This window comes from Burkholderia sp. LMU1-1-1.1 (genome assembly GCF_040675865.1).
Classification (GTDB): domain Bacteria; phylum Pseudomonadota; class Gammaproteobacteria; order Burkholderiales; family Burkholderiaceae_D; genus Rugamonas.
Genome location: NZ_JBEGHG010000056.1, coordinates 1 through 23,520, shown reverse-complemented (window position 1 = coordinate 23,520; position 23,520 = coordinate 1). Strand labels below are relative to the sequence as shown.

The 23,520-nt window shown below is 66.3% G+C and carries 17 protein-coding genes and 1 pseudogene; 9 read left to right on the top strand and 9 right to left on the bottom strand.

Annotated features, from left to right (window positions below; all coding sequences use genetic code 11):
* Positions 1–164: 164 nt before the first annotated feature.
* The 4 genes from MRBLMU1_RS25620 to MRBLMU1_RS25605 all read right to left on the bottom strand — a co-directional run bounded on the left by MRBLMU1_RS25620 (position 165) and on the right by MRBLMU1_RS25605 (position 5,744).
* Positions 165–2,249 (bottom strand): putative bifunctional diguanylate cyclase/phosphodiesterase, encoded by a 2,085-nt coding sequence (locus MRBLMU1_RS25620; protein WP_363507685.1) that lies wholly within the window; start codon positions 2,247–2,249, stop codon positions 165–167.
* A 3-nt stretch (positions 2,250–2,252) separates the two neighbouring features.
* Positions 2,253–3,419, bottom strand: a complete 1,167-nt coding sequence (locus tag MRBLMU1_RS25615; RefSeq protein ID WP_363507682.1) for an EAL and HDOD domain-containing protein — start codon at positions 3,417–3,419, stop codon at positions 2,253–2,255.
* Between the two features lie 279 nt (positions 3,420–3,698).
* Positions 3,699–4,316 carry a response regulator gene (locus MRBLMU1_RS25610; RefSeq protein ID WP_363507679.1) on the bottom strand — a complete coding sequence of 206 codons (618 nt, stop codon included), beginning with the start codon at positions 4,314–4,316 and terminating at the stop codon, positions 3,699–3,701.
* Positions 4,317–4,382: 66 nt separating this feature from the next.
* Complete coding sequence (locus MRBLMU1_RS25605; RefSeq protein WP_363507676.1) at positions 4,383–5,744, bottom strand: cache domain-containing protein; 1,362 nt, start codon at positions 5,742–5,744, stop codon at positions 4,383–4,385.
* Between the two features lie 223 nt (positions 5,745–5,967).
* Between MRBLMU1_RS25605 and MRBLMU1_RS25600 the strand changes: the two genes are divergently transcribed.
* The 7 genes from MRBLMU1_RS25600 to MRBLMU1_RS25570 all read left to right on the top strand — a co-directional run bounded on the left by MRBLMU1_RS25600 (position 5,968) and on the right by MRBLMU1_RS25570 (position 13,344).
* Positions 5,968–8,052, top strand: a complete 2,085-nt coding sequence (locus MRBLMU1_RS25600) for a carbon starvation CstA family protein (protein WP_363507673.1) — start codon at positions 5,968–5,970, stop codon at positions 8,050–8,052.
* Positions 8,052–8,252, top strand: coding sequence for a YbdD/YjiX family protein (locus MRBLMU1_RS25595; protein WP_209720512.1), 201 nt, complete (start codon positions 8,052–8,054; stop codon positions 8,250–8,252). Before MRBLMU1_RS25600 ends, MRBLMU1_RS25595 begins: the two co-directional genes overlap by 1 nt.
* A 130-nt stretch (positions 8,253–8,382) precedes the next feature.
* Complete coding sequence (locus MRBLMU1_RS25590) at positions 8,383–9,252, top strand: ThiF family adenylyltransferase (RefSeq protein WP_363507670.1); 870 nt, start codon at positions 8,383–8,385, stop codon at positions 9,250–9,252.
* Positions 9,249–10,352, top strand: coding sequence for a nitroreductase family protein (locus tag MRBLMU1_RS25585; protein WP_363507667.1), 1,104 nt, complete (start codon positions 9,249–9,251; stop codon positions 10,350–10,352). The genes MRBLMU1_RS25590 and MRBLMU1_RS25585 overlap by 4 nt, the downstream gene beginning before the upstream one ends.
* The gene (locus MRBLMU1_RS25580) at positions 10,352–11,041 is read left to right on the top strand and encodes an acyltransferase (RefSeq protein ID WP_363507664.1); all 690 of its coding nucleotides are present in this window, start codon (positions 10,352–10,354) and stop codon (positions 11,039–11,041) included. The genes MRBLMU1_RS25585 and MRBLMU1_RS25580 overlap by 1 nt, the downstream gene beginning before the upstream one ends.
* A 173-nt stretch (positions 11,042–11,214) precedes the next feature.
* A complete protein-coding gene (locus MRBLMU1_RS25575; RefSeq protein ID WP_363507661.1) occupies positions 11,215–12,156 on the top strand; it encodes a PEP-CTERM sorting domain-containing protein in 942 nt (313 codons plus the stop codon).
* Positions 12,157–12,390: 234 nt separating this feature from the next.
* Complete coding sequence (locus MRBLMU1_RS25570) at positions 12,391–13,344, top strand: PEP-CTERM sorting domain-containing protein (protein WP_363507658.1); 954 nt, start codon at positions 12,391–12,393, stop codon at positions 13,342–13,344.
* A gap of 75 nt (positions 13,345–13,419) precedes the next feature.
* On the opposite strand, the gene MRBLMU1_RS25565 is transcribed toward MRBLMU1_RS25570, so the two are convergent.
* The gene (locus MRBLMU1_RS25565) at positions 13,420–14,625 is read right to left on the bottom strand and encodes a glycosyltransferase (protein ID WP_363507655.1); all 1,206 of its coding nucleotides are present in this window, start codon (positions 14,623–14,625) and stop codon (positions 13,420–13,422) included.
* A gap of 186 nt (positions 14,626–14,811) precedes the next feature.
* Here MRBLMU1_RS25565 and MRBLMU1_RS25560 point away from each other — a divergent pair, with 186 nt between their 5' ends.
* Together MRBLMU1_RS25560 and MRBLMU1_RS25555 are read left to right on the top strand one after the other, a co-directional pair.
* Positions 14,812–17,796: a hybrid sensor histidine kinase/response regulator gene (locus tag MRBLMU1_RS25560; protein ID WP_363508686.1), complete on the top strand. Its 2,985-nt coding sequence runs from the start codon at positions 14,812–14,814 to the stop codon at positions 17,794–17,796.
* Position 17,797: 1 nt separating this feature from the next.
* The gene (locus MRBLMU1_RS25555; RefSeq protein ID WP_363507652.1) at positions 17,798–19,948 is read left to right on the top strand and encodes a putative bifunctional diguanylate cyclase/phosphodiesterase; all 2,151 of its coding nucleotides are present in this window, start codon (positions 17,798–17,800) and stop codon (positions 19,946–19,948) included.
* A gap of 147 nt (positions 19,949–20,095) precedes the next feature.
* Here MRBLMU1_RS25555 and MRBLMU1_RS25550 read toward each other — a convergent pair whose 3' ends face one another.
* The 4 genes and pseudogenes from MRBLMU1_RS25550 to MRBLMU1_RS25535 form a co-directional block, all read right to left on the bottom strand.
* Entirely contained in the window at positions 20,096–21,313 is a 1,218-nt protein-coding gene (locus tag MRBLMU1_RS25550; RefSeq protein ID WP_363507649.1) for a CaiB/BaiF CoA transferase family protein, read from the bottom strand.
* Positions 21,310–21,900 carry a recombination mediator RecR gene (gene recR / locus MRBLMU1_RS25545; RefSeq protein WP_363507646.1) on the bottom strand — a complete coding sequence of 197 codons (591 nt, stop codon included), beginning with the start codon at positions 21,898–21,900 and terminating at the stop codon, positions 21,310–21,312. Before recR ends, MRBLMU1_RS25550 begins: the two co-directional genes overlap by 4 nt.
* A gap of 21 nt (positions 21,901–21,921) precedes the next feature.
* Complete coding sequence (locus MRBLMU1_RS25540) at positions 21,922–22,248, bottom strand: YbaB/EbfC family nucleoid-associated protein (RefSeq protein ID WP_363507643.1); 327 nt, start codon at positions 22,246–22,248, stop codon at positions 21,922–21,924.
* Positions 22,249–22,297: 49 nt separating this feature from the next.
* Positions 22,298–23,520: pseudogene (locus MRBLMU1_RS25535) on the bottom strand (DNA polymerase III subunit gamma/tau); the annotation flags it as partial.

The window sequence follows — 23,520 nt, the reverse complement described above, 5'->3', positions numbered from 1 at the left end:
GGCGGCAAATCGGGCGCTGGCGGCGCTTGGCGGATTACGGCGTCCCGCCTAATCCGCCCTACGTGACACCCGTTACACCCGGCATCCCTGGCATCCCCGGTACACCCGGTACAACCCGGCATCCCCGGTATCCCCGGCGCACTCGACACGCGGTCACAGACGCATCAGGCGGCCCTGCTGGCCTGCCCCGGCGTCCAGTTCTCCCTGAGCGCCAGCTCGAAGGCGGCCGCCTCCAGCGGCTGCGAGAACAGATAGCCCTGCACCTCGTCACAGCCGGAATTCTTCAGGAACGCCAGTTGCTCGACCGTCTCCACGCCCTCGGCAATCACCTTGTGCTTCAACTGCTGCGCGATGCTGATGATCGTGTTGGCGATCGCGCAATCGTTGGCGTCGCTCGGTATGCCGATCGTGAACGAGCGGTCGATCTTCAACGTGTCGATCGGGAACCGCTTCAGATACGACAAACTCGAATACCCGGTGCCGAAATCGTCCAGCGACAACGTCACGCCCAGCGCCGTGATCCGGTCCATGATACCGATCACGCGGTCGATGTTGTGCATCAGCGTACTCTCGGTGATCTCCAGCTCCAGCCACGACGGCTCCAGCCCGTACCGGTTCAGCGTATCCATCACCCGCCCGGGCAGCGACGCGGTGAACTCGCGCGCCGACACGTTGACCGCCAGCCGGATCGGCGGCAAGCCGGCGTCCTTCCACTGCTTTGCCTGCGAACAGGCCGCCTCCAGCACCCATTCGCCCACCTGCACCACCAGCCCGGTGGCCTCGGCCAGCGGGATGAACTCGACCGGCGGCACCAGGCCGCGCTCCGGATGGCGCCAGCGCACCAGCGCTTCGGCGCCGATGATCTTGCCGGTGTCGATGGAGAACTTGGGCTGGTAGTGCAGTAGCAGCTCGCCGTTGCCGAGCGCGTGGCGCAGCCCGGTTTCGATGCGCATGCGCTCCTGCATGCCCTGGTTCATGTCCTGGCTGTAGAAGGCGACGTGGTCGCCATTGACGCCGCCCTCCTGCTTGGCGCGGTACATGGCGATGTCGGCCAGCCGCAGCAAGGTTTCGGCGTCGTCGCCGTCCTGCGGATAGACGCTGATGCCGATGCTGCCGCCGACCCGCAAATCATGGCCGTCGATCATGATCGGGCTGTTGAGCGTACCCAGCAGTTTTTGCGCGACCATGCTGGCTTCGAAGTGCTGGCCGAGGTCGAACAGGCCGATGGCGAATTCGTCGCCGCCCAGCCGCGCCACCAGGTCCTGGTCGCGCAGCACCGTGCGGAAGCGGCGCGCCACCTCGCACAGCAACTCGTCGCCGATCTTGCGCCCGAGCGTGTCGTTGATCATCTTGAAGCGGTTGAGGTCGATGAACAGGACGCAGCCTTGCAGCTTGCCCCGCTGCGCGACCATCAGGGCCTGGTCGACCAGCTTGGTCAGCAGGGTGCGGTTCGGCAGGTTGGTCAGCGCGTCGTAGTACGCCAGGTGGTGGATGCGCTCTTCGGCTAGCTTGCGCTCGGTGATGTCGGTGAGGTAGGCGATCAAGCCCATCGATCGCTTGTTGAGGTCGCACAGCGGCGACAGCGAGAGGCTGGCCCAGAACACCTCGCCCGATTTTTTCTTGCGCCGCACTTCCATCAGCCGCCCGCCCTGCTCGAGGAAGGGGTCGTGGGCGTCGATGTCTTCCTCGTCGTACAGGAACAGGATGTTGCGCCCCACCGCTTCCACCGAGGTGTAGCCGAACAGCCGCTCCGCGCCCTTGTTCCAGCTGAGGATGAAGCCGTTCATGTCCATCGTGACCACCGATTCGTGGATGTGGTCGAGGATCTGCGCCTGGTGCTGCAGCTGCGATTCGACCTGCACGTAGGCGTGGGTGCTGCGCTGCGCCAGCGAGTGCACTTGCAGCACGCTGCCGGCCAGCGTGGCGAGGCTGGCCAAGTGCTGGCGGTCGGCGTCGCTGTAGCCGAGCCGTCCGGAGACGATGAAGCGGCCGAAATAGCGGTCCTCGAACCAGATGTCCTGCGTCAGGCTGGGGACGGCGGCGTCGTTGGCGGCGACGACTTCCTCGACCGGCGGCGCCACCAGCAGCGAGACGGCGTCGGCCGGCAGGTACTCGCCCAGCGGGCTGTTGGTGACGATGCGGACGATGCGTCCCAGTTCCTCGGCCATGGCGCTGCCGCGCAGGCGTAGCACGGCGTCGCAGACGGCGGCGCTGTGGTTGAGGAAGTCGGAGACGGGATGGTCGGCCATAGGTTATAGATTCCTGCTGACCTGGATGGCCCAGTGGTAGGCCTGCAACTGCGCTTGCCAGTAGGTGTCGGCGCCGATGCCGGCCTTGTCGAGCGCGTCGCGGTCGTGGTGTTCGACCAGGCTGAGCAATTCACCCAGCGGGCCGCCCCGGTCCAGCAGCGCCATGACGACATCCAGATCCAGGCTGAGCGCGGCGACGATTTCCGTCATCGACATACCCAGCAGCACATCGAGCAGCGAGAACACGCCGGCGACAAAGGCCATGTCCTGCTGGTCGCGGTCCCAGCCCAGCGATTTGCTCAGGGCTTCCATGTGGGCCGCGCGCACCGCCGCCAGCGGCAGCAGCGGGTTGGCCAGGCCGTCGTCCTGCTGCCGCGCGTAGAGCAGCAATTGCAGCCAGCGTTGCAGCTGGCGCCGCCCCAGCACGTTGATCGCCTGGCCGAAGCTGTGAATCGGCGAACTGAGCGCAAAGGCGGCCGAGTTGACCAGTTTTAACAGGTGGTAGGACAGCGCCGGGTCCTGCTTGAGCAACACTTCGAGCTCGCGCGAGTCGGCGTCGCGCGCCAGCAGGCCGAGCAGCGCCAGCAGCCGCTTGCGCGAGGTGCCGTCGTTGGCCGTCTCGCGCGACGGATGCAGCGCATAGTCGCCGCTGAACCAGTGGAAGCCGGCGTGCGCGCATTCGGCGATGCGCAGCTCGCTGTGCATGCCGGCGGCCAGGTGCGGGCCGGGCTGGGCGATGAGCGCGAGCACCGGCGGCAGGCTGGCCGAGGCGTCCACCATCAGCGAGGTGGCGCCGCACATGGTGGCGGCCGAGCCGGCGGTCACGCCTTCGATCATGATGCGATAGCCGGCCTCGGCGACGGTGGCGAGTTTTTTTTGCACCGGCACGTCGGCGCAGAGTTGCGCCGGCACGCGCAGGATCACGCGGCTGGGCGGCAGGATCGATAGTTGCGACAGTTCCAGCGACGCCGGATCGGGCACCGGCACGATGCAGTCGAGCGGCGCCAGCGCGGCGAACACGTCGGGGGTCCGGAACAAGGTCAGCGTGGACTGGAAGGCGTCGCCCGCGTCGGCGGACAATTCGAAAGTCAGCGCCACCCACTCGTTGCGAGCGTTGGACACCGCTTGGAATTCCACGAGGGGGAACTGGCTAGTATCTGGCGCGGACATCAATTTCTCATCGAGGGTTGTACGCGCAGCGATCGTTCGACTATGACGTCAGAGCAAAAAAATACCATGGGGCAGTAGAGTAATTTGCAATATGACCAGTATAGGAACAACTGACTGCACACTAAAACATTTTTCTTTTTATACAATTGCAATTTTCTAAGCAGTTAGAATATATCAGATATTGCCGGACAAACACGGAATATTAGAAATTGCTCAACAGTATTAGAGCTTCGACTCGATTTTGTTGCATCTAAACAAAGAATCATGGTGAAAGTTATGTCACTGGGCGTGCTGGACGGCAAAACGGATCAATTCGGCCTGCCCTTCGATGCCTAGCTTGCGCTTGATGTTGAGCCGGTGGGTCTCGACGGTGCGCACGCTGAGGTCGAGCGCGCGGGCGATCTGCTTGTTCGATTCGCCGTTGGCGATGTGGCGCAACACCTCGTGCTCGCGCGAGGTCAGCTGGTTGTCCTGGTTCTGCGGCTGCGCCAGCTGGCGCGCCAGCGCGGCGCTGTAGTAGATGCCGCCGGACATGACGGTCTCGATGGCGACGACGATGTCCTTGCCGGGCGCGTCCTTGAGCACGTAGCCGCGCGCGCCCGCCTGGATCGCCTGCGACACGTATTCGAGCTTGTCGTGCATCGACAGGATCAGCACGGCGATACGCGGGAACGCCTGCTTGAACTGGGCGGTCGCCTCGATGCCGTTGGTGCCGCGCATATTGATATCCATGAGCACCAGGTCAACCGTGCACTGGGCCGCCTGCTCCAGCGCCTCGGCCGCGCCGCCCGCCTCGGCCACCACCTCGAACTGCGGCATCGCCTCGAGCCGCGCGCGCAGGCCGTCGCGCACCAGGGGATGGTCGTCGACCAGCAGGATTTTGATTGTAGAGGTCATGGTGCTTCTTCCCGGTGCTTTATTAATTGCTTCAATGATCCATATTAGCCGTTGTCACGGCTTTATTCAGCTACTGTTGGCGGCGTAGGCGCTCAGCACCGTGCCGTCCGACGAGGAGACGATCTCGAAACGGCCGCCGATGGCGTCCATCCGCTCCATCATATTGCGCAAGCCGATGCCGTGCTTGGGATGCAGCGCGATGCCCTCGGCGTCGAAGCCGACGCCGTCGTCGCTGATGCGCAGGTTCACGCCCTTGCCGTCGCCGGTCAGGCCGATCTCGATGGCGCTGGCGCCGGCGTGGCGCTCGATATTGGTCAGCGCCTCCTGGGCGATGCGGAACAGCACCGTGTTGGCGACGTCGGCCAGGCCGTCGGTGATGCCGCTGGCTTCGAAGCGCACCGGCGTGCCGCTGCTGAGCGTGTATTCCTGCCCCAGGTGGTGCAGCGCGGCCGCCAGTCCCAGGTCGTCGAGGATGGCCGGGCGCAGGTTGTGCGAGATGCGGCGCACCTCGCCCATCACGTTGCTCAGTTGCCCGGCCGCGTGCTCGAACACCGCGTGCGCGGCCTGGCGCTGCTCCGGCTGGTCCGACGACAACCGGATCATGCCCGCCTCGATCTGCAGCTTGATCGACACCAGCCACTGGCTGATACCATCGTGCAAGTCACGCGAGAGCCGCGCCCGCTCCTCCTCCTGCGATTCGACCACCCGCTGCGCCAGCACCTTGAGCTTGGCGTCGGCGACGCGGAATTCGCTGATGTTAAGCGCCAGTCCGCTGCTGGCCACCGTCACCGACGCGGCGATGGCGATGGCGGCGATCCATAGCATGGTGTTGTGGATGTTGCCCGATTGCTGGATGTCGATCTTGGCCAGCGCGCGGTCGACATCGTCGAGGTAGATGCCGGTGCCCATCATCCAGCCCCAGTTCGGCATCGCCACCACGTAGCCGAGCTTGGCGACCGGCTTGCGGGTCGACGGCTTGATCCACATGTAGCGCTCCAGCCCGCCACCGGCGCGGGCGCGCTGCAGCAGGTTCTGTATCGTCGGCCGCCCCAGCGCGTCGCGCAGCTCGAACAGGTTGCGGCCCACCAGCTCCGGCTGGCGCGGATGCATCAGGGTGTTGCCGTTCATGTCGTACAGAAAGAAATAACCGTCGTCGCCGTAGCTCAGCGAGGACAGGATGCGCTTGGCCTCCGCCAGGGTCGCCGGATCGTTGCGGCCGGAATTGTACAGGTGCGAGATCGAATGCGAGGCCAGCGCGACGTAGTGCTTGAGCTCGGCCTCTTTGCTGCTGAGATACGCCTGCTGGATGGTGTCGCGCTGCTGCTGGGCCAGCAACACCGACTGGTGCCGCACCGCCAGCGCGATCGCGCACAGCGCCAGGATCAGCGGCGTGATGGCCAGGAATATGACTTTTTGCCGCAACTTCATGAGAGACCGCCCATCCGATTATCCGATCCCCGCGATTTTACGCCCCCGCGCGCGCCATACCGTACGTAGTACTACCTACCACGACTGCGTAGTGCTGCGCTTGCGCCAATTATCAGCCTCATGAATACTCGCCATAAGCTGCCACGATACCGGATTGACAAGGATTAACCCGGCCAAGCAGGGCGGCATCAGACGAAGTGCAGGAACTACCCTTGGAGGAAGCATGAAATCATTACCCACTAGTACACCCCAGACCCTGGCCAGCAAGCTCGGCTGGGCGGCGCTGGCCCTGTGCGGCGCCGCCGCGCTGGGCGTGGTGGCGCTCAAGCGCGGCGAGTCCGTCAGCGCGATCTGGATCGTCATCGCCGCCGTGTGCGTCTATCTGATCGCCTACCGCTATTACAGCCTGTACATCGCCGACAAGGTGCTGGGGCTGGACGACAAGCGCATGACGCCGGCCGCCAAGATGAACGACGGCCTCGACTACGTGCCGACCAATAAATACGTGCTGTTCGGCCACCACTTCGCCGCCATCGCCGGCGCCGGTCCGCTGGTCGGGCCGGTGCTGGCCGCGCAGATGGGCTATCTGCCCGGCATGCTGTGGATCCTGGCCGGGGTGGTGTTCGCCGGCGCGGTGCAGGACTTCATCGTGCTGTTCATCTCGATGCGCCGCGACGGCCGCTCGCTGGGCGACCTGATCAAATCGGAGCTGGGGCAAATCCCCGGCATGATCGCGCTGCTGGGCACCTTCATGATCATGGTCATCATCCTGGCGGTGCTGGCGCTGATCGTCGTCAAAGCCCTGACCGGCTCGCCGTGGGGCAGCTTCACCGTGATGGCGACGATCCCGATCGCGCTGTTCATGGGCGTGTATTCGCGCTACATCCGCGTCGGCCGCATCGGCGAGGTGTCGATCATCGGCTTCGTGCTGCTGATGGCGGCCATCTTCGGCGGCCAGTACGTGCAGGAAAATCCGGCGCTGGCGCCGATGTTCAACTTCACCGGCACCGAGCTGACCTGGATGCTGATCGGCTACGGCTTCGTCGCCTCGGTGCTGCCGGTGTGGCTGCTGCTGGCGCCGCGCGACTACCTGTCGACCTTCCTCAAGATCGGCACCATCGTCGGCCTGGCGCTGGGCATCCTGTTCGTCGCCCCCTACCTGAAAATGCCGGCGATCACGCAATTCATCGACGGCACCGGCCCGGTCTGGTCCGGCTCGATGTTCCCCTTCCTGTTCATCACCATCGCCTGCGGCGCCGTGTCCGGCTTCCACGCGCTGATCTCGTCGGGCACCACGCCCAAGATGATCGAGAATGAAAGCCACGCCCGCTTCATCGGCTACGGCGCCATGCTGATGGAATCGTTCGTCGCCATCATGGCGCTGGTGGCCGCCTCGACCATCGAGCCGGGCATCTACTTCGCCATGAACTCTCCCGCCGCGCTGATCGGCACCACGGCCGAGTCCGCCGCGCACGCGATCTCGCAGTGGGGCTTCTATGTCACGCCGGAGATGCTGACCCAGACCGCCAAGGATGTCGGCGAGCACAGCATCATCTCGCGCGCCGGCGGCGCCCCGACCCTGGCCGTCGGCATGGCCCACATCCTGTCGAACGTGATCGGCGGCCAGGCCATGATGGCCTTCTGGTACCACTTCGCCATCCTGTTCGAGGCGCTGTTCATCTTGACCGCCGTCGACGCCGGCACCCGCGCCGGCCGCTTCATGCTGCAGGATTTGCTCGGCGCCTTCGTGCCGTCGATGAAAAAGACCGAGAACGTGTTCGCCAACCTGACCGCGACCGCGCTGTGCGTGGCGGCCTGGGGCTACTTCCTGTACCAGGGCGTGGTCGATCCGCTGGGCGGCATCAACACCTTGTGGCCGCTGTTCGGCATCGCCAACCAGATGCTGGCGGCGATCGCGCTGATGCTGGGCACCTGCGTGCTGTTCAAGATGAAGCGCGGCAAGTTCGCCTGGGTCACCATCGTGCCGACCATCTGGTTGCTGCTGTGCACCTTGACGGCCGGCTGGCAGAAGATCTTCGACGCCAACCCGAAAGTCGGTTTCCTGTCGCACGCGGCCAAGTACCAGGCCGCGCTCGACGAGGGCAAGCTGCTGGCGCCGGCCAAGTCGGTGGCGCAGATGCACCAGATCGTGTTCAACGATTATCTGGACGCGTCGCTGGCCGGCTTCTTCGTCATCGTCGTGCTCAGCGTGCTGGTGTTCGGCATCCGCACCGTGATGCTGGCGCGCGCCAACAGCAAGCCGACCGCCATGGAAAGCCCGATGGTGTTGGCGGCCAAGGTGCAATGATGTTGGGCGATATCGCCAAGGCGGGCCGCTATCTCGGGCAGAGCATGCGCCTGATGATGGGCCTGCCCGACTACGACACCTATGTCAGCCATCGGGAAGCCACCCATCCCGACGAGCCGATGATGACGTACGAGGAATTCTTCCGCGAGCGCCAGGAGGCGCGCTACGGCGGCGCCGGCAAGCGCGGCGGTTGTTGCTGATGTGAGTGGCCAAGGCCGGTTCTAACGAACCGGCTTTTTTTTCGTCGATTCCATACTTTTTGCGGAACTTTTGATTTACCTCATCTGTCCAAACTCCTTGAGCCGCATGGCGGCAGTTCCCGGGAGACACATGGCACAGACCTTCTCTTACCACCACGCGTTCGCGCGCAACCTCGGCTGGGTGACGCCGGCCGAACAATCGCTGCTCAAGGAAAAGCGCATCGCCATCGCCGGCCTCGGCGGCGTCGGCGGCTTTCATCTGCTGACCTTGGCGCGGCTGGGCGTGGGCGCGTTCCACATCGCCGATTTCGACACCTTCGACATCGCCAATTTCAACCGCCAGATCGGCGCCAACATGTCGACCCTGGGCCTGCCCAAGGTCGAGGTGCTGGAGGCGATGGCGCGCGATATCAATCCGGAATTGCAGATCACCAGCTTTCCGACCGGCGTGGACGACGTCAACATGCGCCGGTTTTTCAAGGGCGTCGACCTGTATGTCGACGGCCTGGACTTCTTCGCCTTCGGCGCGCGCCAGGCCACCTTCGCCGCCTGCGCCAAGCTCGGCATTCCGGCCATCACGGCAGCGCCGCTCGGCATGGGCACGGCCGTGCTCAATTTCATGCCGGGGGAAATGACGTTCGAGGAATACTTCGGCTGGGGCAACCTGCCCGACGACGAAAAGGCGCTGCGCTTCCTGGTCGGGCTGGCGCCGGCCGGACTGCACGGCCGCTATCTGGTCGATCCGTCCAGCATCAATCTGAAGGAGAAGCGCGGCCCCTCCACCATCATGGGCTGCGAGTTGTGCGCCGGTGCCGCCGCCACCGAGGCGCTCAAGATCATGCTCAACCGCGGCGACATATTGGCCGCGCCGCGCGGCTATCAGTTCGACGGCTATCGCAACAAGCTGGTGCGCACCTGGCGTCCCGGCGGCAACCGCCACCCGTTGCAACGGCTGGCGATGATGCTGGCCAGGCGGCGCCGTCCCGGAGACGAATCATGAGCAAGATGGAACAACATCTGGACGCCACCCTGGAACAGATCCTCGAGCTGGCGCGCTGGGCGCCCAGCGGCGACAACACCCAGCCGTGGCGCTTCGAGATCCTCGACACGCGCCGCCTGATCGTGCACGGCCACGACACGCGCGACCACTGCGTCTACGACCTGGACGGCCACCCGAGCCAGATCTCGCTCGGCGCGCTGCTCGAAACGATGGCCATCGCCGCCAGCGGCTTCGGGCTTGAGATGCAAGCCGCGCGCCGGCCGGAGGCGCCCGAGGCGCGCCCGACGTTCATCGTCGACTTCGTGCCGGCACCACGACTGGAAGCCGATCCGCTGGCCGACTTCATCCTGCCGCGCAGCGTGCAGCGCCGGCCGCTGAGCCGGCGCCCGTTGACGACGACCGAGAAGACCGCGCTGGCCGCCACGCTGCCGCCGGGCTTCGGCGTGACCTGGCTCGAAGGCCGCCAGCGCGCGGCGGCGGCGCGTTTGATGTACCGCAACGCCAAGCTGCGGCTGACGATGCCGGAGGCGCACCAGGTGCACCAGGCCGTCATCGAATGGAACGCCCGCTACAGCGAGGACCGCATGCCGGACCAGGCGCTGGGCGTGGACGCGCTGACCGCCAAACTGATGCGCTGGATCATGCGCGACTGGCGCCGCGTGGAATTCTTCAACACCTGGCTGGCCGGCACGGTGGCGCCGCGCGTGCAGATGGACCTGATCCCCGGCCTGGCGTGCGCCGCCCACTTCGTGCTGACGGCGGATCACCGCCCGCACAAGATCGACGACTACGTGACGGCGGGCCGGGCCATGCAGCGCTTCTGGCTGACGGCCACGGCGCAGGGCCTGCAATTGCAGCCGGAGCTGACGCCGCTGATCTTTTCACGCTACGTGCGCGACGGCCGCGTGTTTTCCGGCACGCCGGGCATGCAGCAGCGCGCGGCCGAGCTGGCGCGACAGGGCGAGCTGCTGGTCGGCAGACAGGTGTGGGAGACGGCCGTGTTCATGGGCCGCATCGGCGCCGGCGCTCCGGCGGCGGCGCGCTCGATCCGCAAGCCGCTCAACGAACTGCTGGTCGGCCCGCCGGCCGGGAGCCGCTGATGCGCGCCATCAAACCGTTGCAGATCGCCGTCTTCCTGGGCCTGCTGGCACTGATCCTGGCGCTGGGCCTGGGCGCCACCGCGCTGCTGCTGGGCAGCCTGCCGCTGGGCGACTTTCGCGGCGTGACGCTGCTGCTGGCGGCCGTGCTGCTGACCTATCTGGCGGCCTTCGCGGTCTACCGCTGTTTCCTGTTCATCATGCCGCTTCGCGAGGGAGAGGTGGCCGAGAATTCGCGCCACGAACTGGCCGCCAACGTCAACATCCTGTTCTACCTGCTGCTGTTCAATTCGCTGATCCGCACGCACTTCATCCCGGTGCCGATCGTGCGGTTGATCTATCTGGCACTCGGCGCCGAACTGGGCGCCAACACCTACAGCGCCGGCGCCCTGCTCGACCCGCCGCTCACGCGCATCGGCAGCAACACCATCATCGGCCACGACGCGGTGATCTTCGCGCACGTGATCGAAGGCAACAGGCTGGAACTGAAAGCCGTCGTCGTCGGCGACACCGTCACCATCGGCGCCAAGGCGGTGGTGATGGCGGGCGTGCGCATCGGCGACCACGCCATCGTCTCGGCCGGCGCGGTGGTGACGAAGGACACGCACATCGGCGCCGGCGAAGTCTGGGGTGGCATTCCGGCGCGCAAAATCAAAGCAGCCCCGACAGTAAAGGCTAGCGAGCTGAACTAGAGCAATGAGCTGGAGCAAACAAGTGCCGGAATTTTTTACGCACTGTTCGATCCGCAACACGGATCGCGGCGCAAGCCCTTGAATCCACTGGCTTCGTCCAAGCTGGCAGGGGTTTTGCTGAAGAGGTGGAGCGACCTTGATTTCCAGGGTCTTCTATTTCTTGGGGAACAGCTATGAACTATTACAAACCCGCCGCCGCCATCCTCGCCGCCGCGCTGGCCGCGCCGTTCGCCGCGCTCGGCGCCCCCGTGGTCGGCCTCGATCCCACCGGCACCGGCACCTACACCACCTATGCCGACCTGTGGACCAACATCACCGACACCGCCGTGGTCAACGGCTTCATCCCGGGCGCCACCGTCGGCGGTCCCGGCGGCATCGCGCCGTATCTGGCCGATCTGCACACGCAGACCGTCATCGGCACCATGAGCAACAGCAATATCGGCGCCATCGTCACGCCGCCCGGCCTCAACACCAGCTTCGAGCTGACCAAGATCGTGCGCTTCGAGGAGCTGGTCACGTCGCAGAACGCCACCACCGCGACCTTCGGGCTGGCGCCGAGCCAGTCGGCGGCGATGGACGTCGATCCCACCCGCGCCGGCGTGCAGAACTTCGCCGTGTTCTTCGACCAGATCACCCCCGGCGGTCCCAGCCAGGCCGTGCCCGGCAATGGCGTCAACACGGTGCGCTGCTATGGCGCCGGCGTCACCGGCGGCGCCGCCAACGGTTGCGGCGGCGCCGCCGGCGATCCGGACGGCGACGGCGTCATGATCCTGTCGGGCCACCTGGTCTTCAACGTCGCCAGCTTCACCGCCAGCGGCGCCGTCGGCACCGGTTCGTTCGATACCCGCTTCGTCATCGACTATGTCGATCCCGCCTACCTCGACATCGTCACCGGCTCGGTGTTCATCGACAAGTTCACCGGCACCACCAATGTGCCGTCGTTCTTTACACCGACCTCAATGTGGGACGGCGCCACGCCCACCACCGTGCCGTTCCTGAAGGTGGACTCCTCGCAATCCTTCGCCGTGCCGGAGCCCGGCACCGTGGCCATCATCGGGCTGGGCCTGGCCGGGCTGGCGCTGAGCAAACGCCGCAAGATCGACGTCCGGTCCTGATCCACTGTTTGCCGCTGCGGCGACAGCTTCGTCTCCGGCGTTTTTCAACGGACCCGGCGCCATGCCCGCGGTCCGTTTTTTTAGACGGTATTTTTTACATCCCTTGCAAAAACATAGCGTCGGCGTTGCGCAAGTGCTTGATTCCTCACGGTTCACCTTGCTTGGCAAGGGTTTTGCTCTATAGGCCATACGATCCCGATTTCCGGGGTCCCCTCAACTCCAGGGAGCACACACATGAACATCCTCAAACCCGCACTGGCCGCCGCCGCGATCGCTACTGCCCTGGCCGCGCCGCTCACCGCCAGCGCCGGCCCCACTGTGGGCCTCGATGTCACCGGCAGCGGCGCCTACAGCACCTACGCCGATCTGTGGACCAATGTGACCGACACCGGCCTGGCCACCGGCTTCATCCCCGGCATCACCGTCGGCCCCGGCGGCGCCGCGCCCTACCTGACCGAGCTGCGGTCGCAGATGGTCATCGGCACCATGTCGAACAGCAACGTGCCGGCCATCGTCACGCCCGCCGGCTTGAACACCACCTTCGAAATCAGCAAGGTGGTGCGCTTCCAGGAGCTGGTCGACCTGCAGACGCCGACCAGCGCCCACTTCACGTTGCCGCCATCGCAGTCGGCCGCGATGGACGTCGATCCGCTGCGCGCCGGCGTGCAGAACCTCGCCATCTACTTCGACCAGATCACCCCCGGCCCCGGCAGCAGCCGCGCCGTGCCCGGCAACGGCGCCAACACCGTGCGCTGCTACGGCACCGGTTCGACCTCGACCGGTTGCGGCACCTCCCCCGGCGACACCGACGGCGACGGCATCATCATCCTGTCGGGCCACCTGGTGTTCAACGACGCCAGCTTCACCGCCAGCGGCGCGGTCGGCACCGGCTCGTTCGATTCGCGCTTCATGATCGACTACGTCGATCCGGCCTACCTGGACATCGTCACCGGTTCCATCTTCCAGGACAAAGTCACCGGCACCACCAACGTACCCTCGTTCTTCACGCCGACGATGATGTGGGACGGCGCCACGCCCACCACGGTGCCGTTCCTGAAGGTCGATTCCTCGCAGTCCTTCGCCGCCCTGGCGGTGCCGGAACCCGGCACCCTGGCCATCATGGGCCTGGGCTTCGCCGGCCTGGCAATGGGCAGCCGCCGGAAAGGCAAGACCGGGAACAAATCCTGACACGGCGGTTGTGTAACTTTGGCGGACCCTGGCGGCGTACCTCGGTCCGTTTTTTTTCGCCCGGATGTCATCCGCTCACAACGGCAACAGCTTGAGCAGTAGCCCCGACAACCGGGCGCCGGCGTCGTAGCGGACGAACTGCTCGGCGACCTTGCGCGCGGACGCCGTGGCGCCGGGCTGTTCGAGCAAGTCGAGGACGGCGCGGCGCACCGCGTCCTCGCTCAGGCGGTCCGAGCGCAACAAGGCGCCGGCGCCGCTGGCCACCACGCCATGCATGTTCAAGTACTGATCGAGGTTGCCGGCGATGCCCAGCACCGGCACGCACGCGCTCAACGCCTGCTGGCTGGTCGGACTGCCTCCGTTGCAGATGACCAGGCTGGAGCGCCGCGCCGCCTCGATGCCCGGCAAATAGGCGGCCACGCGCGCGTTGGGCGGGACCGCCATCGTCCCCACATTGCCGGCGGTCGCGGCGATCACGCTGACCGGCAGCGGCGCCAACGCCTGCAACACCCGCGGCAGCAACGCGCCCCGCCCGGAGCTGCCCAGCGTCACATAGACGACCGGCCTGGCCGCCGGCAAGGCGTCCCACCAGTCCGGCAAGCCGGTGGGCGGCGACCACGTCACCGGCCCCAGATAGCAATGGGTGGACGGCAAGTTCGTCGCCGGGAACATCTCGGGGATGTCGGCATACAGCACGTGGTCGGCGTCGGTGTAGACGCGGCGCAAATCGTGGCCCAGCGGCGCCAGCCGGTACGCGCGCCGCACCTGGTTGAGCGGCGCGCTGTGCAGCGCGAACGCCAGCGGGCGCGCCAGCTTGAACAGAAGATCGGCGACAGCGATCGGCAGCACGCGCGACAGGCCGATCGCCGGCACCTGGTAATGCTGCCGCACGTAGGGACTCCAGTAGGCGTTGATCAAGCCCACATACGGCACCCCGGCCAGCCGCGCGCTGACCGATAGCGACAGGCGGAAATCGCCGATCACCACATCCGGCCGCACCGCCTTCAACAGGCGCAGGTCGTCCTCGACATAGCGGCGCAGGGTCGCCGCGTCGTACACCGGCTTACCGGCGGCCAACGCGGCCAGGAAGCGCGCGCTGGAAATGCTGGTGACGCCCCAGCTGCGCACATCGCTGCCCTGGAAGAACATTTCATAGCCGGGCGCGCAGGCGAAGTGCACCTCGTAGCGCCGGCGGTCGAGCGTTCCGGCCAGCGCCAACGGCCGTCCCACGTGCGCCAACGTCACGGCCTCGGCCACAAACAAGATCTTTTTGAGTTCCATATCGCCAGCGTGAAGTGTGGTATCCGACGCCGTTTGAGCATGCGCAAATGTGCAGCCTTAGACCTAGATCAACATCGCCCTTGCCACATACATATATTTTTCCTAGTGGCACTCAAGAATCGCGTGCCGCGCACCGCCCGCGTCGACGCATTCGGCGCCCACTGTATCGTTGGGAACCGCCACGCGATGTTCAATTTCGAACGTTCCGGCCTGAGCCAGAAACTGACCATCATTTCCGTGCTGTCCACGGGCAGTGCCTTGATGCTGGTATTCATTGCCTTCGCCGTCACGTCGGTGCTCAACCACACCGACGACGAGCGCAAGCAACTGACGTCGCTGGCCGGCGTGATCGGCAACAACAGCATGATCGCGCTATCGCGCGGCGACCGCAAGCAAGCTGAACAGACGCTGGCGACGCTGGTCGACGAGGACGACATCCTGCAGGCGGCGCTGTACGACCGCGACGGCAAGCTGCTGGCGCGCTACGCGTCGGCGGACCTGCCGGACGACCAGCAAGCGCCCGCCCTGCTCGACATCCCGGCCGCCGGGCCGGAGGTGCGCAGCGAACGCACCGGTCCGCCGTGGGCGCCGGCCATGCGCCTGCAGCGCGACGTGCGCGGGCGCGACGCGCCGGCCGGCACCGTGCTGATCGAGCGCTCGCAGACGCGCATGTGGATCGACGTGCTGAAAAACCTCGGCGCGGCGGCGGTCGCGGCGGTGCTGTCGTTCATGACGGCGCTGCTGATGGCGGCGCGCTTCAAGGGCAGCGTGGCCGAGCCGGTGGGCAAGCTGATCGCGGCGGCCCAGCAGGTCAGCCGCGGCCAGCCCACCGAGCGCATCAGCCATCAGCGCAGCGACGAGCTCGGCGCGCTGATCGATAGCTTCAACGACATGCTGGCCCAGGTCGAGGCGCGCGACGCCGCGCTGGCGCAGTACCGCGACCAGCTCGAGCGCCAGGTCGGCGTGCGCACCGAGCAACTGGAAAAGGCCAAGAACGCGGCCGAGGCCGCCAGCCAGGCCAAGAGCGCCTTCCTGGCCACGATGAGCCACGAAATCCGCACGCCGATGAACGGCGTGCTGGGCATGACGGAGTTGCTGCTGGCCACGCGACTGAGCGAGCAGCAGCGCCACTACACCAGCATGGTCAAGCGTTCCGGCGAGCATTTGCTGGTGATCATCAACGACATTCTGGACTTCTCGAAGATCGAGGCCGGCAAGCTGACGGTGGAATACATCCATTTCAACTTCCGCGATCTGCTCGACGACATCGACAATGTCTTTTCGCCGCAGGCGCAGGCCAAGGGCATACGGCTGGAGCTGGCCATCGCCAACGACATCCCGGTGGCCATCTACGGCGACCCGAACCGCTTGCGCCAGGTGATCTTCAATCTGCTGGGTAACGCCGTCAAATTCACCGAGAGCGGCAAGATCACCGTCAAGGTCGCGGTGGTGCAGGAGGATACGCAAACCGTCGGCCTGCGCTTCGAGGTGCACGACACCGGCATCGGCGTCTCGAGCGAGGCGCGCTCGCGCATTTTCGATTCCTTCTCGCAAGCGGACGGCTCGACCACGCGCAAACACGGCGGCACCGGCCTCGGCCTGGCGATCTCAAAACAACTGGTGGAGCTCATGGGAGGCACGATAGGCGTCGAGCATGCGTTAACTCAAGGGTCGATCTTTTGGTTTGCCGTAAATTTCGATAAACCACGCGTCGATTTTGACGATCCTTCCAACACCCATTTGGGAATACGCGCTTTGATTGTTGACGAAAACCCCACCAGCCGCGCCGAGTTGGAACGGCGGCTGACGGCCTGGCGCGTGCTCGGCGCCAGCGCCTCGGCCACGCAGGCGCTGCAGCAGTTGCGCCACGCCGCGTCGGCCGCGCAGCCCTACGACGTCGTGCTGCTCGACATGGAGCTGCCGCGCACCAGCGGCCTGGCGCTGGCGGCGGCGATCCACGCCGACGCCGGCCTGGCCGCCACGCGGCTATTGTTGCTGAGCACGGAACGCAACGCCGCCGACCGGGTCCAGCAGCGCGAGGCCGGGGTCGCCTTTCAACTGATCAAGCCACCGCGCGAGTGCGACCTCTACGACTGCGTCGTCAGCCAGACCCAGATGCGCAGGGCCGAACCGGCGCGCAACGTGCCGCCGCCGGCGTCCCCGCCGTCCGTGCCGTCCTTGCCGCCCGGTGACGAGCGGCCGATCCGCCTGCCGCATACGGGCGCGGCCTCGCCTGCCGCGCCGCCGCTGTCCACGCTCAGTTCCAGCACGGCGCTGCCGGCGCAGCGCGCGCGCAAGGGACGCAAGGTCTTGCTGGCGGAAGACAATCCGGTCAACGTCGAAGTGGCCAGCGCCATGCTCGAGGGGCTGGGCCTGGACGTCAGCCGCGCCTGCAACGGCCAGGAAGCGTTGCGCTCGGTGCAGGCCGGCGACTTCGACCTGATTTTGATGGACTGCCAGATGCCCGTGATGGACGGTTTTGCCGCCACCACCGAGATCCGCCGCCACGAGCAACAGCGCGGCCGCTCGCGCAGCCTGCCGATCATCGCCATCACCGCCAACGCGTTGCAGGGCGACCGCGAATCCTGCCTGGCCGCCGGCATGGACGACTACTTGAGCAAGCCGTTCACGCAGCAGGCGCTGGGACAAACCATCGGCCGCTGGATCACGCTGCCACGCGTGGCGCCGGCGCCGCTGGACGGCCCCGCCGAAGCGCCCGGCCCGGCCAGTCCGGCCGACGAGCCGGAGCCGTCCGCCGCCGCTCCGGCGGTGGCGGCGGCCCCGCCCGTCGCGTCCCCTGTCCCGCCGCTGCAGGAACCACTGATCAACCGGCAAGCGCTGGAGAACATCCGCGCGCTCAGCTCCAGCAACGGCGACGCGCTACTCGAGCGGGTGTTGCAGGCTTATCTGGACGATACCCCGGTCCATTTGCGCACCATCAAGTCCGCCATCGACAGCGGCAGCACGGTGCAAATGCGCAAGGCGGCGCACAGCCTCAAATCCAGCAGCGCCAACGTGGGCGCCGACGCGCTGGCGCAGCGCTGCCGGGAAATGGAACAGCTGGGCCGCAACGATACCACCGCCGGCGCCGCCGCCCTGCTCGATGAGATGGAACGATCTTTCCAGGCCGTGCGGCAGGCATTGGGAGCTATCCTGGAAAAGGAAATTTGACATGGCAACACCCCTCTCCCCCAAGCGCGGTCTGGTGCTGGTCGCCGACGACGATCCCGTGATGCGCCTGCTGATGCTGGAAATGCTGGCCCAGGTCGGCCTCGACGCCATCGAGGCCGAGGACGGCGTGCAGGCGCTGGCCTGCTACCAGAACATGGCGCCGGACCTGGTGTTGCTCGACGTCGAAATGCCCGGCATGGACGGCTTTTCCGTGTGCCGCGAAATCCGCCGGCTGGAAACGCACGCGGTCGTGCCCATCATCATGGTCACCGGCGGCGACGAGCTCGAATCGGTCACCAAGGCCTACGAGGCCGGCGCCACCGATTTCGTCTCCAAGCCGATCAACTGGCCCATCCTCGGCCACCGCGTGCTGTACGTGCTGCGCGCCAGCGACGCCATCACCCGCCTGCGCATCGCCGACGCCCACCACCGCGCCGTGCTGGCGGCGATCCCGGACACCTTCTTCCGCATGAACAAGGACGGCGTCTATCTGGACTACGAACAAGGCCACGAGGCCAGCAGCGTGTTCTCCAGCGACAATTGCGTCGGCCGCCACCTGAACCAGGTGTTGCCGGAGGAGATAGCCCGGCACATGCTCGAAGAGGTGCGCACGGTGCTCGACACGCAGCACATCCGCTCGCTCGACTACGAACTGCCGATCCCCGGCCCGACGCCGCGCGTGCGCCACGGCGAGCACGCGGTGCCGTTGCCGGTGCGGCATTTCGAGGCGCGGCTGGTGGCCACCGGCCCCGACGAAGTGCTGGGCCTGGTGCGCGACATCAGCGAGCGCAAGCGCACCGAGGAACAGATCCGCCGCCTGGCCTACTGCGACAGCCTGACCGGCATCCCGAACCGCCAAGCCTTCCTGGAAACGCTGGAAGCGGAGCTGACGCGCTCGCGCAAGGGCAACAAGAAGTTCGCCGTGCTGTTCATGGACTTGGACGCCTTCAAGCGCATCAACGACACGCTGGGCCACGACGTCGGCGACCATTTGCTGATGGCCGTGTCCGAACGCCTGCGCGAAACCACGCGGCCGAGCGACCTGGTCTCGCGCACCGAGGTGGGCGGCAACAACCTGGCGCGGCTGGGCGGCGACGAATTCACCATCCTGATCCCCGACCTGGAGCGGGTGGAAAACGCGCTCAACGTCGCGCACCGGGTCAAGGAAGCGATGCGGCGGCCGTTCCTGATCGACGCCCACGAAATCTTCGTCACGGCCAGCATCGGTATTTCCTTGTACCCGGAGGACGGCGAGGATTGCAACTCCCTGCTCAAGTACGCGGACACGGCGATGTACCACGCCAAGAACTGCGGCAAGAACAACGCCAAGCTGTACAGCTCGTCGCTGACGATGCAGATCATGAGCCACGTCAAGCTCGAGGTCGGCCTGCGCAAGGCCTTGCAGAACGACGAGCTGTATCTGCTGTACCAGCCGCAGATCGACGGCGCCAGCGCGCAGATCGTCGGCGTCGAGGCGCTGGTGCGCTGGCGCCATCCGGAGCGCGGCGTCATCTCGCCCACCGAGTTCATCCCGCTGGCCGAGGAGACCGGCCTGATCGTCCCGATCGGCGAATGGGTGCTGCGCACGGCGTGCCGGCAGGCGATGGCGTGGCAGACGGTCGGCAAGCAGCCGCTGCGGGTGGCGGTCAATCTATCGGCCAAGCAGTTCAAGGACGAGAATTTGACGCAGATCGTCATGTCGGCGCTGGACGACACCGGCCTGCCGGCCGAGCTGCTGGAGCTGGAGCTGACCGAAGGCACGCTGATGGACGACGCCCGCGCCACGATGGTCACCTTGGAACAGCTGCGCGCCATCGGCGTGTACCTGTCGATCGACGACTTCGGCACCGGGTATTCGTCGATGAACTATCTCAAGCGCTTCGACGTGCGGGCGCTCAAGATCGACAAGAGTTTTATTTGTGGGTTGCCGCAGGATTCCGAGAACGCCGCGATCACGCGCGCCATCATCGCGATGGCGCACGGGCTCAAGATGGATGTGGTGGCCGAGGGCGTGGAAACCGACGCGCAACTGGTGTTGCTGGAGGAATATGGCTGCGACATGGTGCAGGGCTATTACCTGGGCCATCCGTCGCCGCCGGAATCGATCACGCTCATGCTGAGCAACCAGTGCGCGCTGGCTGCGCCGCTGTAAGCGCGGATTCCACGGAAACACGTAGGGCGGATTAGCGCAGCGTAATCCGCCATGCATGCTCCGTCGGCGGCTCATCGATGGCGGATTACGGCTTCGCCTAATCCGCCCTACGTGTCTGCGTGGATGCGCATATATCGCCTCAACCGCTTATAGCACCCCGTCGCGCTTCATCGCGGCGATCTCGTCATCCCTGTACCCCAACGACCGCAACACGTCATCGTTGTGCTGCCCCAACGCCGGCCCTATCCACTGCGTGCGGCCCGGCGTGGCCGACAGCTTCGGCGAAATCGCCGGCAGCTTGACCGGCGTGCCATCGGCAAACTGGTGCTGCTCGAACATCTCCCGCGCCAGGAATTGCGGATCGACCATCATGTCCCGCACCGAATAAATTTTACCGGCCGGCACATCCGCCGCCTTCAACACCGTCAGCGCGCCGTCGATATCCTGCGTATCGCACCACGCCTGTATCGCATCGTCGATTTCCTGCGTGCGCTGGACGCGTCCATCGTTGCGCTCCAGCTGCGCATCACCGGCCAGATCGAAGCGCCCCATGGCCAGCATGAGCCGCTTGAAGATCGCGTCGCCATTGCCGGCGATAACGATGTTCTCGCCATCCCTGGTCGTATAGGTATTGGATGGCACGATCCCGGGCAAGGCCCCACCGGTCCGCTCGCGCACCACGCCGGCATGATCGAACTCCGGCACCAGCGACTCCATCAGATTGAAGACGGACTCGTACAGCGCCACATCGACCATCTGGCCCTCGCCTTCGAGCCGACCGCCGGTGGCGTCGCGGTGCCGCAGCGCCATCATCGCGCCGATCACGCCGTGCAGCGCGGCGACCGAGTCGCCGATCGACACGCCGACGCGCACCGGCGGCCGGTCCGCGTGGCCGGACACATAACGCAATCCGCCCATCGACTCGCCGATCGCGCCGAAGCCGGGCAAGTCCTTCATTGGCCCGGTCTGGCCGAAGCCGGACAGCCGCACCATGATGGTGGCCGGATTAAGCGCCTTCAATTGCTCGTAACCGATGTCCCATTTTTCCAGCACGCCGGGACGGTAGTTTTCGACGATGATGTCGGCTTCCAGCGCCAGTTGGCGGGCGATGGCGCGGCCGCGCTCGCTTTTCATATTGAGCGTCAACGATTTCTTGTTGCGCGACTGCACCGACCACCACAGCGACGTGCCGTCCTTCAGCACCCGCCATTTGCGGATCGGATCGCCGCCATCGGGCGACTCGATCTTGATCACCTCGGCGCCGAACTCGGCCAGCATGCGCGCGCAGAACGGGCCGGCGATGAGCGTGCCCAACTCCAGCACTTTAATGCCGGCCAAAGGACCGGAAGATTTGGGATCTGTCATGTCGCCCTGCGGTCCAGCATCGCGCGGGCGATGGTGCCGGCGTCGACGTATTCGAGCTCGCCGCCGACCGGCACGCCACGCGCCAGACGGCTGACGTTCAGCCCGCGCGCCTTCAGCAGCTCGCTGATGTAGTGCGCGGTGGCCTCGCCCTCGTTGGTGAAATTGGTGGCCAGCACCACTTCGGCGACCAGCCCGTCGGCGGCGCGCGCCACCAGCTTTTCCAGGTGAATATCCTTCGGCCCGATGCCGTCGAGCGGCGAGAGCCGCCCCATCAGGACAAAGTACAAGCCCTTGTAGGTCAGCGTCTGCTCGATCATCAACTGGTCGGCCGGCGTCTCGACCACGCACAGCAGACGGCGGTCGCGCTGCTCGTCGGTGCACATGTCGCAGACGTCTTCCTCGGTGAAGGTATTGCACAGCGCGCAGTGGTGCACGGCGCTGACGGCCTGATGCAACGCGCGCGACAGCATGTCCGCGCCTTCGCGGTCATGCTGCAGCAAGTGGAACGCCATCCGTTGCGCCGACTTGGGGCCGACGCCGGGCAGACGGCGCAACGCTTCCGTCAGAAATTCCAGCGACTTGGACATATGCCCGGACCGAGCCCTTCCTTAGAACGGCATCTTGAAACCGGCCGGCAGATTCATGCCGGAGGTCAGGCCGCCCAGCTTCTCGGCGGAGGTCGCCTCGGCCTTGCGCACGGCGTCGTTGAAGGCGGCGGCGACCAGGTCTTCCAGCATGTCCTTGTCGTCGGCCAGCAGCGACGGATCGATCGACACGCGCTTGACGTCGTTCTTGCAGCTCATGACGACCTTGACCAGGCCGGCGCCGGACTGGCCTTCGACCTCGATCAGGGCCAGCGCTTCCTGCGCCTTCTTCATGTTGTCCTGCATTGCTTGCGCTTGCTTCATCAAGCCTGCCAGTTGGTTCTTCATCATGATGGAGTTCTCCGTGTTTGAAATGGTAAGGATGTGATCGACGATGCGATCAGTTCGGCGCCGCCGCGAGGGCGGCCGCCGGCGGCACGATGGAGCCCGGCACCACCCAGGCGTCGAACTCGCGGATCATGCTGTTCACAAAGGGATCGTTGGCGATCGTCTCTTCGGCGGCCCGCTGGCAGGCCGCGCGGTGCGCCTGCGCCTCGGCGCTGGCGGTGTACCAGACGGCGCCCAGCTCGGTGTCGACGCGCACGGCGCGGCCGAAACGTTCGGTCAGCGCCACGGTCAGCTTTTCCACGTTGCCCTGCGTGCGCCAGGTTTCGATCGGCACGCGGACCTTGAAGACCACGGCGTTGCCGTCGAAAACGCACTCGATAAGCTCGGCCTGCATCGCCAGTTGCTGGGCCACGCCGCGCAACGGCAGCGCGGCGGCGACGGCCGGCCAGTTGCCATCCCAGTCCAGCTCGGGCACCGGGGTGATCACGTAGGCGTACGGCGCCTTGGCGGGGGCCGGCGCGGCGCGGGCCGGCGCGACGAAGGCCTGCACGCCATCGCCGGCGGCGTTGGCTGCGGGCGCCGGCGACGGGCTATGCGCCGGTGCGTAAGATGGGCTTTGCGCGGCCGGCGCGTAGCCTTGCGGCGCCGGCGACGATTGCGCTACCGCGCTGTCGTCGGAAAATTCGGTGACCCACGGCGGCAGATCGTCCTCGTCGTCGGCTTGCTGTTGGGCAGGCTGGGCGGCGGGCGCGGCGTATTGCGGCGCGGCGGCGGGCGCTGCCTGTTGAACCGGCTGCACGGTCTGGCGCGCCGGCGCTTCCAGCACGGCGGCGTCGCCACCCGATGGCGCGCCCGGCGGCATATCTTCCCATGGCGCAGGACGCGACGGTGCGGCGGCCTGCGCGGCATTAAAATTTGCGGAGGCCCCCGGAGCGCTCGGCGCCTGAGGCTGCGACGGCGCCGGTGGAGCGGCCATCGCCTGTCCTGCCGCCGGCTCGGAAGCGGCGGACGCGGGCGCCGTCGCCGCGGGACCACCGCCGTAGGCGCGCGCGCCCGGTTTGGAACCGGCGCGGGCCGCTTCCAGCGCGGCGTTCAGTGCGGCACGGGCGGGACTGATCGGTCCCGACGGCGCGGCAGGCGCTGCGGCCTGTGGCGCCGGTGCGGGGGCTGCGATCGGCGCGGCCATCGGAGCCGGGGCCGGCACAGGCGCCGGTGCCGCCATCGTCGGGGAAGGCGCCATGCCAGCCGCCGGACTCGCCGGCGCCGGAGCCATCG

What these genes read in the sequence shown, in the direction of transcription:
- MRBLMU1_RS25600 (WP_363507673.1), top strand. Translation starts at nt 5,968, where the DNA reads ATGAAATCATTACCCACTAGTACACCCCAGACCCTGGCCAGCAAGCTC.
- MRBLMU1_RS25565 (WP_363507655.1), bottom strand. Translation starts at nt 14,625, where the DNA reads ATGGAACTCAAAAAGATCTTGTTTGTGGCCGAGGCCGTGACGTTGGCG.
- MRBLMU1_RS25575 (WP_363507661.1), top strand. Translation starts at nt 11,215, where the DNA reads ATGAACTATTACAAACCCGCCGCCGCCATCCTCGCCGCCGCGCTGGCC.
- recR (WP_363507646.1), bottom strand. Translation starts at nt 21,900, where the DNA reads ATGTCCAAGTCGCTGGAATTTCTGACGGAAGCGTTGCGCCGTCTGCCC.
- MRBLMU1_RS25550 (WP_363507649.1), bottom strand. Translation starts at nt 21,313, where the DNA reads ATGACAGATCCCAAATCTTCCGGTCCTTTGGCCGGCATTAAAGTGCTG.
- MRBLMU1_RS25615 (WP_363507682.1), bottom strand. Translation starts at nt 3,419, where the DNA reads ATGTCCGCGCCAGATACTAGCCAGTTCCCCCTCGTGGAATTCCAAGCG.
- MRBLMU1_RS25620 (WP_363507685.1), bottom strand. Translation starts at nt 2,249, where the DNA reads ATGGCCGACCATCCCGTCTCCGACTTCCTCAACCACAGCGCCGCCGTC.
- MRBLMU1_RS25610 (WP_363507679.1), bottom strand. Translation starts at nt 4,316, where the DNA reads ATGACCTCTACAATCAAAATCCTGCTGGTCGACGACCATCCCCTGGTG.
- MRBLMU1_RS25555 (WP_363507652.1), top strand. Translation starts at nt 17,798, where the DNA reads ATGGCAACACCCCTCTCCCCCAAGCGCGGTCTGGTGCTGGTCGCCGAC.
- MRBLMU1_RS25570 (WP_363507658.1), top strand. Translation starts at nt 12,391, where the DNA reads ATGAACATCCTCAAACCCGCACTGGCCGCCGCCGCGATCGCTACTGCC.
- MRBLMU1_RS25605 (WP_363507676.1), bottom strand. Translation starts at nt 5,744, where the DNA reads ATGAAGTTGCGGCAAAAAGTCATATTCCTGGCCATCACGCCGCTGATC.
- MRBLMU1_RS25580 (WP_363507664.1), top strand. Translation starts at nt 10,352, where the DNA reads ATGCGCGCCATCAAACCGTTGCAGATCGCCGTCTTCCTGGGCCTGCTG.
- MRBLMU1_RS25560 (WP_363508686.1), top strand. Translation starts at nt 14,812, where the DNA reads ATGTTCAATTTCGAACGTTCCGGCCTGAGCCAGAAACTGACCATCATT.
- MRBLMU1_RS25585 (WP_363507667.1), top strand. Translation starts at nt 9,249, where the DNA reads ATGAGCAAGATGGAACAACATCTGGACGCCACCCTGGAACAGATCCTC.
- MRBLMU1_RS25595 (WP_209720512.1), top strand. Translation starts at nt 8,052, where the DNA reads ATGTTGGGCGATATCGCCAAGGCGGGCCGCTATCTCGGGCAGAGCATG.
- MRBLMU1_RS25590 (WP_363507670.1), top strand. Translation starts at nt 8,383, where the DNA reads ATGGCACAGACCTTCTCTTACCACCACGCGTTCGCGCGCAACCTCGGC.
- MRBLMU1_RS25540 (WP_363507643.1), bottom strand. Translation starts at nt 22,248, where the DNA reads ATGATGAAGAACCAACTGGCAGGCTTGATGAAGCAAGCGCAAGCAATG.